Annotated in this window: 9 protein-coding genes; 1 reads left to right on the top strand and 8 read right to left on the bottom strand. The window is 73.8% G+C overall.

The window, feature by feature from the left end; translation table 11 throughout:
* Positions 1 to 35: 35 nt before the first annotated feature.
* The 5 genes from argF to C1703_RS30305 all read right to left on the bottom strand — a co-directional run bounded on the left by argF (position 36) and on the right by C1703_RS30305 (position 6842).
* Positions 36 to 1043 (bottom strand): ornithine carbamoyltransferase, encoded by a 1008-nt coding sequence (gene argF / locus C1703_RS30330; protein ID WP_114255815.1) that lies wholly within the window; start codon positions 1041 to 1043, stop codon positions 36 to 38.
* Between the two features lie 85 nt (positions 1044 to 1128).
* Positions 1129 to 2352, bottom strand: coding sequence for an arginine deiminase (locus C1703_RS30325; RefSeq protein WP_114255814.1), 1224 nt, complete (start codon positions 2350 to 2352; stop codon positions 1129 to 1131).
* Positions 2353 to 2451: 99 nt separating this feature from the next.
* Positions 2452 to 4149, bottom strand: coding sequence for an HEXXH motif domain-containing protein (locus C1703_RS30320; RefSeq protein ID WP_114255813.1), 1698 nt, complete (start codon positions 4147 to 4149; stop codon positions 2452 to 2454).
* Between the two features lie 423 nt (positions 4150 to 4572).
* Complete coding sequence (locus C1703_RS30310; RefSeq protein WP_114255811.1) at positions 4573 to 5679, bottom strand: caspase family protein; 1107 nt, start codon at positions 5677 to 5679, stop codon at positions 4573 to 4575.
* Complete coding sequence (locus C1703_RS30305; RefSeq protein WP_114255810.1) at positions 5676 to 6842, bottom strand: alpha/beta fold hydrolase; 1167 nt, start codon at positions 6840 to 6842, stop codon at positions 5676 to 5678. The genes C1703_RS30310 and C1703_RS30305 overlap by 4 nt, the downstream gene beginning before the upstream one ends.
* A 152-nt stretch (positions 6843 to 6994) precedes the next feature.
* Here C1703_RS30305 and C1703_RS30300 point away from each other — a divergent pair, with 152 nt between their 5' ends.
* Positions 6995 to 8329, top strand: coding sequence for a cation:proton antiporter (locus C1703_RS30300; protein ID WP_114257655.1), 1335 nt, complete (start codon positions 6995 to 6997; stop codon positions 8327 to 8329).
* 47 nt (positions 8330 to 8376) lie between these two features.
* On the opposite strand, the gene fxsT is transcribed toward C1703_RS30300, so the two are convergent.
* Genes fxsT through C1703_RS30285 form a run of 3 tightly spaced genes read right to left on the bottom strand, consistent with a single transcriptional unit; the run spans position 8377 to position 15656 of the window.
* On the bottom strand, positions 8377 to 12963 hold the full coding sequence (gene fxsT / locus C1703_RS30295; protein WP_114255809.1) for an FxSxx-COOH system tetratricopeptide repeat protein: 4587 nt from the start codon (positions 12961 to 12963) through the stop codon (positions 8377 to 8379).
* Positions 12964 to 14106 (bottom strand): MoxR family ATPase, encoded by a 1143-nt coding sequence (locus tag C1703_RS30290; RefSeq protein ID WP_114255808.1) that lies wholly within the window; start codon positions 14104 to 14106, stop codon positions 12964 to 12966.
* Positions 14103 to 15656, bottom strand: a complete 1554-nt coding sequence (locus C1703_RS30285) for a hypothetical protein (RefSeq protein WP_114255807.1) — start codon at positions 15654 to 15656, stop codon at positions 14103 to 14105. The genes C1703_RS30290 and C1703_RS30285 overlap by 4 nt, the downstream gene beginning before the upstream one ends.
* Positions 15657 to 15754: the final 98 nt, after the last annotated feature.

Raw genomic sequence — 15754 nt, 5'->3', positions numbered from 1 at the left:
GGTGGTTCCGGGCCGCCGGTCAGCATAAGGCCTGTTCAGGCCAGGGTCGCCACCATGATCGCCTTGATGGTGTGCATGCGGTTCTCCGCCTCGTCGAAGACCACCGAGTGGGCCGACTCGAAGACCTCGTCGGAGACCTCCAGGTACTCCAGGCCGTGCGAGGCGTGGATCTCGCGGCCGACCTTGGTGCCGAGGTCGTGGAAGGCGGGCAGGCAGTGCAGGAACTTCACGTCCGGGTTGCCGGTGGCGCGCAGGACGTCCATGGTCACGGCGTACGGGGCGAGGGCGGTGATGCGCTCGTCCCAGACCTCCTTCGGCTCGCCCATGGAGACCCACACGTCGGTGGCGACGAAGTCGGCGCCGCGGACGCCCTCGTCCAGGGTCTCGGTGAGGGTGATCCGGGCGCCGCTGCTCTCGGCGAGGGCACGCGCCCGGTCGACGACCTCCTCCGCCGGCCAGTAGGCCTTCGGGGCGACGAGACGGACGTCCATGCCGAGCAGGGCGCCGGTGACCAGGTAGGAGTTGCCCATGTTGAAGCGGGCGTCGCCCAGGTAGGCGAAGGAGATCTCCGTCAGCGGCTTGGCGCAGTGCTCGGTCATGGTGAGCACGTCGGCGAGCATCTGGGTGGGGTGCCAGTCGTCGGTGAGGCCGTTGTAGACGGGGACCCCGGCGAACGCCGCCAGCTCCTCGACCTTCTGGTGGCTGTCGCCCCGGTACTCGATCGCGTCGTACATCCGGCCCAGCACCCGCGCGGTGTCCTTGACCGACTCCTTGTGGCCGATCTGCGAGCCGGAGGGGTCGAGGTACGTCGTCGAGGCGCCCTGGTCGGCGGCCGCGACCTCGAAGGCGCAGCGGGTGCGGGTGGAGGTCTTCTCGAAGATCAGGGCGATGTTCCGGCCGCGCAGGCACTGCTCCTCGGTCCCGGCCTTCTTGGCGGCCTTCAGCTCGGCGGCCAGCTCGACCAGACCGCGGAACTCCTCCTGCGTGAAGTCCAGCTCCTTGAGGAAGTGGCGGCCGGCGAGGGCGGTCGGGACTGTCGCCATGGGGGCGCTCCAGGGATACGGGGACACAGACTCCTGGAATACTATACGAAACTCAGCATGGATATACGGGGTCGCGGTCGGTGACCTATACCGCCTCCCGTTCGACGGGGCAGCTCATGCAGCGCGGCCCGCCCCTGCCCCGCCCCAGCTCGCTGCCCGGGATCTCTATCACTTCGATGCCCTGTTTGCGCAGGTGGGTGTTGGTGGTGGCGTTCCGCTCGTAGGCGACCACGACGCCCGGTTCGACGGCCAGGACGTTGCAGCCGTCGTCCCACTGCTCGCGCTCGGCCGCGTGCACGTCCTGGGTGGCGGTCAGCACCCGGATCTCGTTCAGGCCGAGCGCGGCGGCGATCGCGCGGTGCATGTGCTCCGGCGGATGGTCGGTGACCTTCAGCTCCTTCTCGCCGACGCCCGGCTCGATGGTGTACGAGCGGAGCATGCCGAGGCCCGCGTACTGGGTGAAGGTGTCGCCGTCGACCATCGTCATCACGGTGTCGAGGTGCATGAAGGCGCGCCGCTTCGGCATGTCCAGGGCCACGATCGTCTCGGCGGAACCGGCCGCGAACAGCTTGTGCGCGAGCATCTCGACGGCCTGGGGCGTGGTCCGCTCGCTCATGCCGATGAGCACCGCGCCGTTGCCGATGACCAGCACGTCCCCGCCCTCGATGGTCGACGGGTAGTCGGCCTGCCCCTCGGACCAGACGTGGAAGTCCTCGTCCCGGAACAGCGGGTGGTGCCGGTAGATCGCCTCGAAGTGCACGGTCTCGCGCTGCCGGGCGGGCCAGCGCATGGCGTTGATGGAGACGCCGCCGTAGATCCAGGCGGAGGTGTCGCGGGTGAAGAGGTGGTTGGGCAGGGGTCCCAGCAGGAAGTCGTCCAGCTCCATGACGTGGAAGCGCACGGAGGCCGGCTCCGGGTGCACGTCCAGGAACTCGCGTTTCGTCATGCCGCCGACCAGCACCTCGGCCAGCTCCCGGGCGGGCAGCGTCTCGAAGGCGGCTCTGAGGTGGTCGGTGGCGAGGGGGCCGTACTCCTTCTCGTCGAAGACCCGGTCCAGGACGAGGGACCTGGCCGCCGGGACCTCGAGCGTCTCGGCCAGCAGGTCACCGAAGAGGTGGACGGTGACGCCCCGGTCGCGCAGCACGTCGGCGAACCCGTCGTGCTCGGCGCGGGCCCTGCGCACCCACAGCACGTCGTCGAAGAGGAGCGAGGTCTTGTTGCTGGGGGTGAGCCTTTTGAGCTCGAGATCGGGCCGGTGCAGGATGACACGGCGCAGCCGCCCGGCCTCGGAGTGGACGTGGTATGCCATGCCTCCATCCTGACCACCGCAGGCCGACTTGACTCGCTTGTCGCCCGTTTCCGCCGACTCTTGTTCGCGTCTGCGTGACGACAATGGGCCGCTTTCGGGTCATCCGCTCGGCAGCGGCTGGAGCAGCTCCGGCCGCGCCAGCATGCGCCGCGTCTCCCGCCCCGGGGCGAGAACGGACCGGGCGACGATCCAGCCGGCCAGGGCGTGCGGCTCGGCCGGGTCGGCGGCCAGCTGCCCGGCGTAGCGGGCGAGCGCGGCGGCCGCGTCCCCGGCGGCGAGGTGCTCGTCGGCGGTGTGCGGGGCGACGGGCCGGACGGCGAAGGCGTGGGTGCGGACGTCGGGCCAGGAGGCGCGGTCGGGGCGGAAGCGGGGGCCGTCCGACGGTGACTCCCCCACGGGGTCGACGTTGCGCAGCCGCCACTCGGTGCGGTGCAGCGCGGCCGCCGCCCGGGCCCGGGCGAGGGCGGGGCGCGGGACCGGCTCGCGCAGCCAGCCGTCGAGGGTACGGGCGAGGCCCGACACGAGGGCCCGGCCCTGCGGGGTGAGTCGGCCCTCCGCCAGCAGGGTGCGCACGACCAGCCGGCTCTGCAGCCGGCGCAGCGCGAAGTGGTACCCGGCGGTGTCGGCCGCCCGTTCGTCCGTCGCCACGGCCAGGCGGTCCCGCCAGAAGCCCGCGACGCCGGTGAAGGCGTAGGCGCCGTGCAGCAGTCCGGTGAGGTGCCGGGGGTCGGGCCGCCAGGGGGCGTAGTAGCGCTCCTGCCGGTCGTCGTCGAGCAGCGGGAAGAGGTGGAGGAGGGCGGCGAGCTTGCTGTGCTGGAACTCGTGCACCAGCGTCTCGGCGAGGGCCAGGGCGGACGAGGGGCGGGCGATCACCATCGCCCCGAAGGAGTCACCGCTGGAGGCGGAGACCAGGACGGTGGGCGGGGCGGGCGGCAGGGTGCCGGTGCGGCCCCAGGGCACCACGGCCCGGACGGCGCCGGGGTCGAACCGGCCCGGCCCGTCGCCGCCCGGCGCGGCGAGCAGGGCGGCGGCCTCCTCGAACAGCCGCTGCCAGGCCTCGGCTTCGGCCTGGTCCAGCCGTGCGGGCGGGAGCGGATCGTCCAGGTCGCGGTAGGGGTCGAGGTCGTCCAGGGGGATGGCGACGGGGCCGGTGGGGGTCCGGTGAGTGAGGGTGCGCAGGGGCAGCCACGTCGGGGTGGGGGCCTCCGGTGCCGGCAAGGGGTGGGGGGCCGGGCGCAGTGTCACCGACACGGTGCCGCCGTCGCGGCCCGGGCCGGAGAGGGTGAGTTCACCGCCCCTGGTGCGCGCCCGACCGGTCGTCAGTCCCGCTGCCGGTTCGGTGAGCCGGGCCAGTCCCAGTCCCGGTAAGGGCAGGGCGCCGTCGGTCAGGGGCACCCGGAGGTCCGCCCGGGTGCCGGCGTGCAGGGACGCCGCTACGGCCAGGGTGCACAGGTGCCCGGCCTCGGCCCACAGCGGCGGGCCCGACGCCGTGCCGTGCAGCCGGCGGAGCAGGTGGGCGATCCAGCCGCCGGTCGCCGGGGCGAGCAGCAGCCGGTCGACCGGTCCGGGCGCGGCCGCGGCGGCGTCCTTGAGGACACCCCAGGCGTCGGCCGCCGGACTCAGCGGCGTGCGCAGCGCGTCGAGACCGTCCAGCAGGGTCCGCAGGAGCAGCAACCGACGCGCCCGCTCGGCCCGTTCGAGGAAGGCGACGGCCTCCGCGGAGCCGCCTCCCGCGGCCAGTTCCGCGAAGATCCGCTCGGGCATGCGGAACGGGGCGGGGCGCGGCTCGCTGGGCATGCGGGACCTCCGGTCGGGGGTGCGGGCGTAAGGGGCCCCGGCGGGTCTTCGCGGCCAGGGGAGGCCCGCCTGCCGTCGGGGAGTGAGGGCTATTCGGCCCGGGCGGTCCCCTCGTTGCCCCCCTTTATGCTGTCGCGTGCGCGCAGGACCTCGCCGAGGAGACGGGCGGAGGGGGGCAGCGGGGCGAGACCGTCCACCGCGGTCAGGGGCAACCCCGCCAGGTCGGCAAGATCCGACTCCCAGACGTCGGTACCCGCAGCGGTGGCCTGCTCACGAACGGCGGCTCCGGCGTGGCACAGAGCGGGCGGCTGGTCCAAGATGCTCCCCCTTCTCGCACGGGGGCACGCGTCGCCCCGTGCCCGTGTCCTTTTCCATCATGGCCATTCCTGCCCGGGTCGAAAACCGTACGATCACGCCACTCGATCACTTCTGATCGCCCGGGCGTTGCAGCGAGGCGGCGAACTCGCCCAGAGCAGCGCTGAGTTGCTTCCTGAGGTCCGGGTCGTCGTCGAGGGCGACCACGGCGTCGAACAGGTCCCACAGTGCCCGCGGCCGACGCCGGGCGAGCCCGTTGAGGATGCCGACGACATCCGTACGCGCCTTGGGGTGACGGGACAGCGTGGCAGTGACCCGCGGGTCCAAGGAGGCGACCACGGCCTGCCGTTCGACGGGATCCTGCATCAGCGGATAGGCGAGGAGGGCGTCCACGGCCCGCTGCAGCGGTGACGCCGGACGCGCCCCGGCGTCCGCCCGCGCCGGCGCCACGATGTCGGTGCGCTCGGGGCTCTGCAGCCGAATCTCCGGATACTGCAGAGTACGTCCCGCTTCCCTGAGGGCCGCGATACGTGCCCGTACGGCCGGAAACAGTCCCTCCGGATCGGGCGGCGCGGGCAGGACGGCGGCCCGGTCGGTGAGCAGCCCGAGCAGGATCTCGGAGAACAGCCCCGTACCGCGCTCGGGGTCGTTGGCGGCGGTCCGCCCCCGCCCGGCCGCCCGCAGCAGTGTCTGCCGGTGGGCGAGGTTGCGCCGCCCCGCCGGCAGGGCGTCCGGCGGCAGCGGCTCCCGCAGGGCGAGGTCCTCCTCGAAGGTCTCGCAGGCGTCCACGATCCAGAACTGCTCGCCGAACGAGGGCACGGCGTCCCCGGCGTACCGGTCGAGCGCGGAGTCCAGGTCGATGCCCAGCTTGTCGGCGGCACTGGCGTCGGCGCAGAACAACCGCAGGTGCCCGGCCCGGTCGAGGACGCCGTGTCCGCCCCACCACACCCAGAGGACGTCGCCCTGCTCCAGGGGCAGTTCCCGCACGAGGACGCGGCGCAGGGTGGCGTGGTCGGCGGGCCGGTGGGCGACCTCGGGGACGTACGGCGGGAGCGGGGCGAGGTGGAGCCGGAGCTGCGCGTCGGGCACCCCGGCCGCCCGCAGCAACCGGTGGAAGGCGACGGCGTCCCGGGCCGGGCCGGGCAGGTCCCAGCCGGGCCCGGCGTCGTACCGCTCGACGCCGACGATCAGCGCGTGCACCCGGGCGGGGTTCACGGCAGCCGCTCCACGATGTGCCGGTACACCTCGGGGTTCGTCCAGTAGGCGCTGTGGGCGGCCGGGAAGGGCTGGCGGCTGTCGACCGGGACGTCCGTGACGCGCCCGGGGAACAGGCCCGCGCCGAGGTAGGAGAGCAGGTCGCGGCGGTCGTACAGGTTCAGCCAGTCCGGCACGTGCGGCGGGAGCGGGGCGGGGTGTTCCAGGGACGGCAGCGATCCGGACTCGTAGAGGAAGGGGCCCTGGGAGCCCGCCGTCACCAGGAGCCGGACCTGGGGCAGGGGGGCGGAGACCAGCGTGTCCAGGGCGATGATGCCGCCCAGGCTGTGGCCTACGAGGGTGACGGGCGGCTCCAGGCCGCGCACCAGGTCGCGCAGGCCGGCGCGGGCCGCCTCGCCGCGGCTGAGGTAGCGCAGGATGTCGCCGGCGGCGGGGTGCGCGGCCTCGGTGAGGGCGCGCCGACGGCGCACGACGGCACGCGATGCCGCGGAACCCGCCACACGCAGCACCAGGGAGCGCACCCCGCGTTCCGTGCCCCGGGGCGGTGCACCGAGTGCCTCGGCGAGCCGGTCGGCGACGGCGTCACGGCTGTCGCCGACCGGGACGAGCGGGGCGTCGGAGTCCAGGGCCTCGGCGATCACCCGGGCGGTCAGGCTGCGGGCGGCGAGGGCCGCGAGGTCGTCGTGGGCGAGGGCCGCCGCGGCCGGGGCGAGCAGCGGATGGGCGGCCAGGTCCGCGGCGGCGCGGGCCAGCCCGGGGCCCAACTCGGCGGCGGGGGCGTCGCCTTGGGCCGCGAGGGCGGCCAGTCGGGCCCGGACCGCCTGATCCGGGGGCAGGGAACCGGGCGCCCGCTCGGTGACCTGCGGCGTTCCGGCCGCGGCCAGGGCGAGTTCGGCGTACGGGTCGGCGTAGAGGGCGGCCCAGGCGGCGGCGGTCTCCTCCTCGCCGTCGGGCCCGGTGAGCGCTCGGGACGTGCCGCCGGGCTCGGCGGGGAGGCTGACCCCGCCCGCCGCGAGCGTGGCGCCGTGCGTGCCGCCCCAGTAGTACGGCACGATGCGAAGTCCGCCGCGCAGGGCGGTCAGTCCGGCCGCCACGCGCCCCGCAAGCTTCGAGAAGCCTGGTTCGCGCACCCCTGTTCCATGGATGAAGACGACCGTCGCCATGTGCCCCCCGTGACACCGGTACAGAGTTGTGTACGACTGCCGATACACCGTCAAGTTACCAGTACCATAAGGAGGTTGGGGTTCGAGCACACATGCGAGAACCCGTCGACGGCCGGCTGGACGGCCATGACAACTGGACACAGGGGGACGCAGTGAGCGCTGACGCGGTGGTCACGCATTTCCTGTTCGCCTCGGCCCTGATCCTGGCGGTCGGCCATGGCGCCGGCTGGCTGGCCCAGCGGCTGAAGCAGCCCTACATCGTGGGCCAGTTGACGGCGGGCATCGCCCTGGGCCCCTCGCTGCTCGGCAGTACGGCGCCGGACGCCTACGCCCTGCTGTTCCCCGACGAGATCGACACCGCGCTGACCGGCCTCGCGCAGTTCGCCCTGGTGGTCTTCCTGTTCGCGGTGGGCTACGAGCTGGACCTGAAGATCCTGGGCGACCGGGCGCGCACGGCGGTGACGGTGGCGCTGGCGGCGTTCGTCGTCCCGATGGCGGTGGGCAGCGGCTGCGCGCTGCTGTTCCGGGAGCAGCTGCGGGCGCTGGACATGCCCGGGCTCACGGTCGGCATGGTGCTGTTCGCCGGGGTCGCCCTGTCGATAACGGCCGTACCGGTGCTGACGGCCATCGTGCGGGAGAACGGCCTGGCCGACTCGGTGCCGGGCGTCCTCGCGGTGTCCGCCGCCGGACTGCTCGACGTGATCGGGTGGACGGTGCTGGCCGGGACGATGCTGGACAGCGACAGCGGACACGACGCGCTGGGCTGGCAGTGGCGGGCCCTCGCCGCGGCGGCTTTCGCGGCGGTGATGCTGTTGGCGGCCCGGCCGCTGCTGCGCAGGCTGCTGTGGCGGACCCGCATGGAGCCGTCCCTGCGGCTGGCGCTGCTCATCGGCTTCGCCTGCGCGTCGGCGTCCGTGACGCAGTTCCTCGGGCTGCACGCCATCTGCGGGGCGCTGCTCGCGGGAATCGTCTGCCCCCGCGAGGACAACGGCACGCTGGACCCGGACCTGCTGCGGCCGCTGCACGTCGTCAGCTCGCTCCTGGTGCCCTACTTCTTCGTCTTCTCGGGGCAGTCCGTCGCGCTGAACGGCATGACCGCCACGGGATGGCTCACCCTGCTGGTGGTGACGGTGCTGGCGGTCACCACGAAGGTCGCCAGCGGCACGGTCGCGGCCCGGCTGGGCGGGCTGGACCGCGACGACGCGCGGACCGTCGGTGTCCTGCTGAGCGCCCGCGGCCTGACGGAGCTGATCGCCCTCAACGCGGGTCTGCAGGCGGGCCTGGTGAGCAAGCCCCTCTACACGGTGCTGGTCTTCATGGCGCTGGCCACGACGCTGCTCACCCAGCCCCTGCTCCTCCTGGTCCGCCGCCCGGCCGCGCGCGAGGCGAGCCGCACCGAGGAGGTTCCCGCGCCCCGGCCCCCTACGGAGGCCTTCCCGAAACCGGCCGACGGCACCTCCACCACGCCCGTGGTGGACGCGGGCTGACCGCCCCCCGGGGTGGCACACGGCGCCACCCCGGCCGGGGGCCACCGCTACAGCGGCATCGGGGCCATGTCGCACTCGATACGGCGGCGCTGGCGGGCCGCGAGGAGCCAGGGGTGGTCGGCGCGCACCACGCGGGCGAACCCGTCCGTCGCCTTGCGCTGGAGCTCGTCGGCCTCCGCCCCGCGCCCCAGGCCCCGCAGGTCGAGCCCGAGGTTCGCCATGCAGGAGAGCGTCAGCGGGTGCTCCTCGCCGGCCACCTCGGCGAGCAGCGGCAGATTGGCCTGGTCGATCTCGTGCGCCCGCTCGAAGTCGACCCGCGCGTAGGCGGTGTTGGCCTGGCCGATGGCGACCGTCAGCGTGGTGACGTGCTGTGCTCCCACTCCGTCCGCGAGCCGGCTCGCCGCGTCGTCCTCCAGCTCCTGCGCCTGGTCCAGGGCACCGAGCGTACGCAGTGTGGTGGCCAGGTTCGCCTTGGTCAGCAGCGTGTACGCGTGGTTCTCGCCCAGGCGCTGCTCGAACCGCCGCAGCGTCACCTCGGCCAGCTGGCGGGAGCTTTCGAGGTCGCCGGCCAGCCGCTGGTCGACGGACACGTTGGTCGCCGACGACATGGCGTCGAAGTGGTCCGGGCCGTAGCGGGCGACGAAGCGCCGCAGCGTCTCCTCCGAGAGCTTGGCCGCCTCGGTGTACGCCCCGTCACGGCGCCGGCAGACCGCGAGGTTCCGGGCGATGCGCAGCGTGAGCGGGTGCTCCTCGCCGAGTTCACTGCGGGCCCGGCGGTACGCGTCCTCCTGGAAGTCGCGGGCGCCGGGGTAGTCCCCGCTCTCGCGCATGTCGATGGAGAGGGCGTTGAGGGTGTTGAGGGTGAAGAAACTGGCCGGGCCGAACAGCAGCTCACGCTGCTGGGCGTTCTCCTGGTCGAGCGGCAGGGCCTCCCGGAACCGGCCGCACAGCCGCAGGGCGACGCCCCAGGAGTGGGTGGCGCGCAGGGTCATCGGATCGTCCGGCCCGAACAGGGACCGGGCCAGCTCGGTGGCCTCCTGGGTCAGGGCCCGGGCCTCGTCGAACCGGCCCTGGTAGCCGTGGGCGTCAGCCATCTCGCACAGCGAGTCGATCAGGTTCTCCGGGTCGACGTCGGTGCGCCGGGAGATCTCCAGGGCCTTCTCGGTGAGCGGGATGGACTCGGGGACCTGGCCGATCTGCCGGAGCAGGAAGCCGAGGCTCTTCATCATCCGGATGACGTGGATGTCCTCCTCGCCCGAGGCCGCGAGCCAGGCGCTCCAGGCCTGGCGGGCCAGGTCGGCGGCGCCCACGTGGTCTCCCCAGTAGTAGAGGAACCACACGGTGTCGAAGACCAGCTCCCGCACATAGGTGTCGGTGCTGCTCACGGCCTGGGAGGTGAGCACGTGCGGCAGCAGCGCCTGGTAGGCCCGCCATTCCAGCGACGAGCCGTAGGGGCCGGGCTTCGCGGCCGACAGCAGCTGGTGGGCGGCGTCCCGCATCCGCTCCCGCTCTTCGGCGCTCAGCTTGGCCAGGAGCACGGTCTGGAGCAGACGGTGCATCTGGAGGGTGTCGGACCGCGGGTCGACCTTGACCAGGGAGAACTGGCTGAGATCGCGGACGGCGCGGTTCAGTTTGATCGACTCGCGCAGCAGCGGGTCGACCTCGGGCGTGACGTTGACCCCGCGGCTGCCGCGCAGCATCGCCCGGGGAATGGGCTCGGGGGCCATGCTGGCGCAGATGTCGAGCAGCTGCCGGGCGCCGGGGTTGTTCTGCTGGATCCGCTCCAGCGAGATGTCCCAGGCGGCGGCGACGGAGACCGGGTAGTCGGGAGCCGGGTCGAGTTCCAGGATCTCGGGGCTGCGCTGCGCCAGCAGATCGAGGTACTCGTCGACCTGCATGCCGGTGACCGCCCGCCAGGCGCCCGCCTGCTCCACCGCGAGCGGCAGGTCGCCCAGCGCCTCGGCCAGCCGGTCGGCGTCCTCGGTGGACAGGTCGGGCGACCGCTTCTGGAGGAGCTCGATCGACTCCTCGCGCTCGAACACGTTGACGGGCAACGACGTGGCCACCCGCTCCCAGGCGCGGTTCCGGGAGGTGACGATGACCTTGCCCGGTCCGTTCGTCGGGAAGTACTGGCGCACCGCTTCGACGTCCTCCGCGTTGTCGAACACCAGCAGCCAGTTGTCGTACGGCGTTCCGGTGCGCAGGGCCTCCAGGACGGCCGGGACGGCCGTGTTGGCGGCGGGTGCGCCGAGGCTGTCCTGTCCGGTCGGGGCGACGCCCAGCTGTGCCGCCAGCTGGGCCAGGGCGGCGAGGATGAGGCTCTCGCGCTCGGCGGGGATCCAGCAGATCACCCGGTAGTCGTGCTGGTGGGTGTAGACGTACTCCAGTGCCAGCTGAGACTTGCCGACGCCGCCGAGGCCGTGCAGGGCGTTGGGCAGCACCGCCGCCGTGTCCTGGGCCCCCAGCTGCTCCTCCACGGCACTCAGCAGCGCCTGCCGGCCGACGAACGAGGTGTTCCGCAGGGGCACGTTCACCAGGAGGGCGGGCGTTGCGGTCGTGGTGCTCGGCATGAGGGGCTCAGCCTCCGAGGGATCTTGTGGGACGGCGTCGGTTACCAGGGGTGGCACGGGTGGTTCTCCAGGTTCTTCGGGTCCGTTCGACGGAGGCAGACTTCCCGTTCCGTCGGACAATCCCCAAGGAGCCGCGCGGTTCACCTCAGAGGGTGCAGCTCCGGACATTCCCGAACTCACTCGTTCGGCGGCACCGGGCCCGCGGGCCCGGGAGAGTCCGGGCTCGATCCGGCGGGCCCGCTCGGAGTACGGCCCCGAGAGCGCCCGCATCACGGCCAGCTCGCTGCGCACCCAGCCCCGCTCGGAGGGGTCGGGCAGCGTCGCGCCCAGGGGGTCGCGCAGGGCGGCGCGCAGCGCGACCCCCCGGGCGCCCGCGGCGGGCAGCTCACCCACCAGGCTGACGGTGTGGGCGAGTTGGCTGCGGGTGGTGGTGGCGAGCAGTTCCTCGCGGACTCCGTCGGCGAACTCGGGGTGCCCCTCGCCGCCGCTGTCCCAGTCGATCAGCCCGCCCATCAGGATCTCGGCGAGGTGGTCCGGGCCGGTCTCCGGCATCGTGCGCCGGCGCAGCTGCTCGACGAGGTCGAACTCGAAGGGGATGGCGGCCAGTTGGGTGGCGAGCCGGCGCGCGGCCGGGGTGGCGAGCGTGAAGAAGCGGCGCACGGCGGCCTTGGCGGCGCGCGGGAAGCGCGGGGCGCGCAGGCCGGGCGCGGGAGAGCCCTTGGTGAGGGTGCCGGCCAGGACGACCGGCAGGGCGCGGCGCACACCGCGCTCCCCGGTGACCAGATCCGCCCAGGCCGCGAGGGAGCCGGGCTTCAGGGAGAGCACCGGCACGGGGACCGAGCCGTCGCCCGCGTCGGGCAGCGGCCGCAGGGGGTCGGGCCCGCCGGGCGGCGCCCAGTGCTCCAGCCCGTCGTTGGCGGCGCCGAACCCACCGGCCTCCAGGACGGCCGGATACGGGTAGAGCGAGGTGCGGTGGCGCAGGTGCGGCGGCAGCAGATGGACCAGGGCGGTGGGGCCGGCGTGGGCGAGACGGCCGAGCAGGTCGTCGGCGGCGGGCGCGGCCCAGCCGTGCGCGAGCCCGTCGGTGACGACGAGGAAGACCCGGTCGCCGCGGCCGTCGAGGAGTTCGGCGGGGTCGGCGGCGGCCCGGCCGGTGGTCCAGCGCAGGGTGGCGGTCCCGGTGCGCGGCACGTGGACCCGGACCGTGCGCACGGCACGGAAGGCGCCGCTGTGCTCGGCGGCCTGGGCGAGGCGGGCGGTGGACTCGTCCCAGATGCGCAGGGTGGGGGCGTCGTCGACGAGCAGGACCAGGTCGAAGGCGGCGGTGCGGGCGGGCCGCAGGAAGGGCATCCACATGCCGTCCACGACTCCCTGTTCGGCGGTGGTCTCCTCGTCCAGTTCCAGGGTGTCGCGGGAGGGCACGCGCCGGGCCAGCTGGTGCAGGGCGCGGGCGAACAGGGCGGTGGTGCGGGCCGGGGCCTGCCGCGGGCGGTCGTCGGCGGGCAGCAGCGGCTGTCCGAGGCGCAGGGTGAAACGGCCTTCGGCGTCGGGTAACAGGCGGGCCGCGGCGGCGGCTTCGCCGGGCAGCGCGGGGGCCGCCCACTGCCGCGGCCGGTCGTCGGCGCCCTCCGGCGGGGCCGGGGTGCCGGGCGTGGCGGGCGGCTGCGGGAGGTGTACGGCGTCGGGGGCGTTGTCGGCGGGGCCGGGCCTGCCGGCCGGGGGCGTGTCCGGTGGGTCCGCCGGATCCGCCGGGTCCGCCGGGTTGGCGTCCTGGACGCCCGGTGGGCGTACGGGAGTCGGGGCCGGGCGCTCGGCCGTCAGGGCGGGCGCGCGGTCCTGGCCGGGTGCGGCCGGGCCGCCGTGGCGGTTCCAGTACGCGGCGAGCCAGACCGCGTCGGCGACGTCCTGCCAGCGCGGGACGGGCTGTTCCAGGGCGCCCGGGACCGTTGCTCCGTGCTCTGCCGCCTGGTCGGCGGACTCGGGGAACGCCGAAGGGGGCGACGACCCCGAAACGGGGAATCCGTCGCCGAGCCCGGATGCGTGCTCCCTGGGATAGCCCTTCATTCAGCGGCCCTTCGCGAGGTCGCGTAGGAGCATTTCCACGAGCTTACGCCCGTCACCATCCGCCTGGAAACCACCCGCGGTAGTCATCTGGACCGCGTTCAGCAACTGGTCCAGGGAGTGGGTGCCGCCGGCCTGGACGCGCTGGACGAACAGGTCGACCAGGTCTTCCGTGCCCCGCGGGCGGGTTCCGAGGTGCCCCTCGACCATGGCCAGGAGTTGCTCCCGGGTGGGCGTGCGCATCTCCAGCGGCAGGCAGCGCCGGCGGAAGGCCGCGGGGAACTCGCGCTCTCCGTTGCTGGTGATCACCACGACCGGGAACTCCCGGCACTCGACCCGCCCGTCGCGCACCTCGGCGCGGCCCCCGGGGTCGCTGGTGTGGACGCGCGCGGTGTCCGCGGCGTCGCGCACCAGCTCCGGGACGTCATAGCTTCCGTTCTCCAGGACGTGCAGCAGGTCGTTCGGCAGGTCGATGTCGCTCTTGTCGAGCTCGTCGACGAGAAGCACACGGGGACGATCGTAGGGCAGCAGCGCCGTCCCCAGGGGGCCCAGTGTGATGAAGTCGCCCAGAACCGGGGGAAGTTGACGAGGATTTTGAGGTAGCGCCATGTTGACGCCCTCGGCGGGCACGGCATCGTCCGGCACGGCGTCGCCCGGCTCCGCGTCGTCCGGCACCGCCTCGCCCGGCTCCGGCTCCCAGGCCTCCGCCTGGCGCAGCCCGGCCCGCCACGCGGCGATGGCCTGGGCCCGGCCCATCGCGTCGTGGGCGTAGAGGCCGTCGCGCAGGGTGGTGCGGCTGACGATGTTCCATTCGAGGACCCGGCCCAGGCCGAGCTCGCGGGAGATGAGGTAGGCCAGGGTGGACTTGCCGACGCCGGGCGGACCCGTGATCAGCAGGGGGCGGCGCAGCAGCAGCGCGGCGTTGACGACGTCGATCTCTTCCTCGCCCAGCTGCGGGGTCACGTCGCCGGGGCCCAGGCGGCGCAGCGCGGCCTGGGGGTCGGCCGGCGGCACGGGCCGGGGCGGGTCGCCGCGGAACATGCGCCAGGGCGGCGGGGCGGGCAGTGCGGGCGGGACGGCGGGGGCGCTGCCCGTGCCGTGGAAGATCCGCCAGCCGTTCGGGGCCGTCTGCTCCTGCGCGCTCATGCCGGTGCCTCCTCGCTGGCGAGATCGCCTGGGTCGGTGGGCTGGAAGTCGACGGGACGCGTCGGATCGTCCCAGAAAAAACCGATGTGTCTGCCGAGGAGTTCGCCGGGCCCCCGGCCCTCGCTCTCGGCGTTCCTGCGCAGCAGGTGGACGGCGACCGGGATCCTCGCCGGTGTGGGCGCCGCGGCGAACAGGGCGGTCACCACTTCGCGGCGCTCCTCGCGGAAGACACCTCTGCGGTCCCAGATGGCGAGCCCTATCCCTTCCGCTATGGCGGCCTTGAGGGCCTCCAGTGCCAGAACGTCGGTCGGGGCGTCGAGCACCACCGCCGTGTGTCTGGGTTCCCCGGCGAGCCCGGCCTGCCACGCGCCGAGCCGGACGCCGTCCGGTTCGCGCCAGCCGTGCACCAGTACGCCGTGTTCGCGCAGGGTGCGCCAGCGCTCCCGCCACTGGTCCCGGACCAGGGCGTCGTCCGTGCGCATCCGCTCCAGACTGCGCAGGTGCACCCCGTACTTCAGGCTGAGCGGCAGTGGCTGTCCGTCGCCGATGCGGAAGGTCAGGCCCGCCACATCGTGGTTGAGGAGGTCGTACGGAAGGATGAACTCGATGTACGGCGGTGGCTGGCTGCGTCCACTCGTGTCGGGGTCGAGGGGCGCCGACCAGAGGCGGGCGCCCTGCCGTAACGCGCCCTGCACGGCCGTGCCGAGTTCGTCGAGGGTGGTCGTGGCGGGCTCGCCGGGCTGGGGGTCCCAGCGGCCGGGGACGGTGTTGAGCCAGGGGCGGACGACGATCTCGCCGGTGCCGTCGCGGGCGGGTTCGACGGCGACGACCAGGCAGCGCGGGATGTCCGGATCGCTCGTCACCGCGCCGCGCGCCCGCCGGCGTTCCTCCAGGGGCGCGGTCAGCCCCGCGCGGCGGGCCCAGTCGTCGACCCAGCCGGACAGGGCGGCGCGGTGCCCCGGGGCGGCGGCGAGCCGGGCGGCGTGGTCGATCAGCAGGACGGCGGGGGGAAGTCCGTCCGGCTGCGCGTTCCGGTCCAGGAGGTGGGCGAGGAGTTGCTCCGGGGTGAGTCCGGTGGGCAGGTCGAGGCCGTTGAGTTCCTCCACCAGGGCGTCACGCAGCCGGGCCGCCGGGAGTTCGCCCTGGGCGAGGACGGCGCGGGCGCCGGTCTCGTCGCCGCGGGAGAGAGGGCCCTCCAGGGCGGGCGGCGGGGCGGGCGCGAGCCACTGGTCGAGCAGCCGGTCGAGTTCGTCGCCCGCCATGTCCCCTTCGAGGATCCGCACCACCTCGACCAGTACGCGCTCGCCGCCCGGCATGTTCAGCGCCGCCCGCACCAGCAGCACCACGTCCTCGCGCAACTTCACGCCGCGCAAGTCGACCTGACGGCCCAGCAGGTCGCCCAGGACGGCACCGAAGTGCAGCCGCCCGTGCGCGTCCTCCATGCAGCCCAGATCGCACAGGGCGTTGGTCAGCCGCCCCAACAGCAGCCGTAAGCCGTCCCCGCGCCCGGACCCGCTCCGGGGTTCACCGAACCCCACGTGTGTCTCCACCGACTTTCCCCCTGAGCCGGTACACCTGCCTGACCGACCAGCGAAGTTAGCACGGCAACCAGCGGTTAACCAGGGACGAATGAGATCGGGCGACATGG

Source organism: Streptomyces sp. Go-475 (genome assembly GCF_003330845.1).
In the GTDB taxonomy this organism is placed as follows: Bacteria; Actinomycetota; Actinomycetes; order Streptomycetales; family Streptomycetaceae; genus Streptomyces.
Note: the sequence above shows the minus strand (reverse complement) of the source record. Positions and strands in the feature narration are given on the sequence as shown.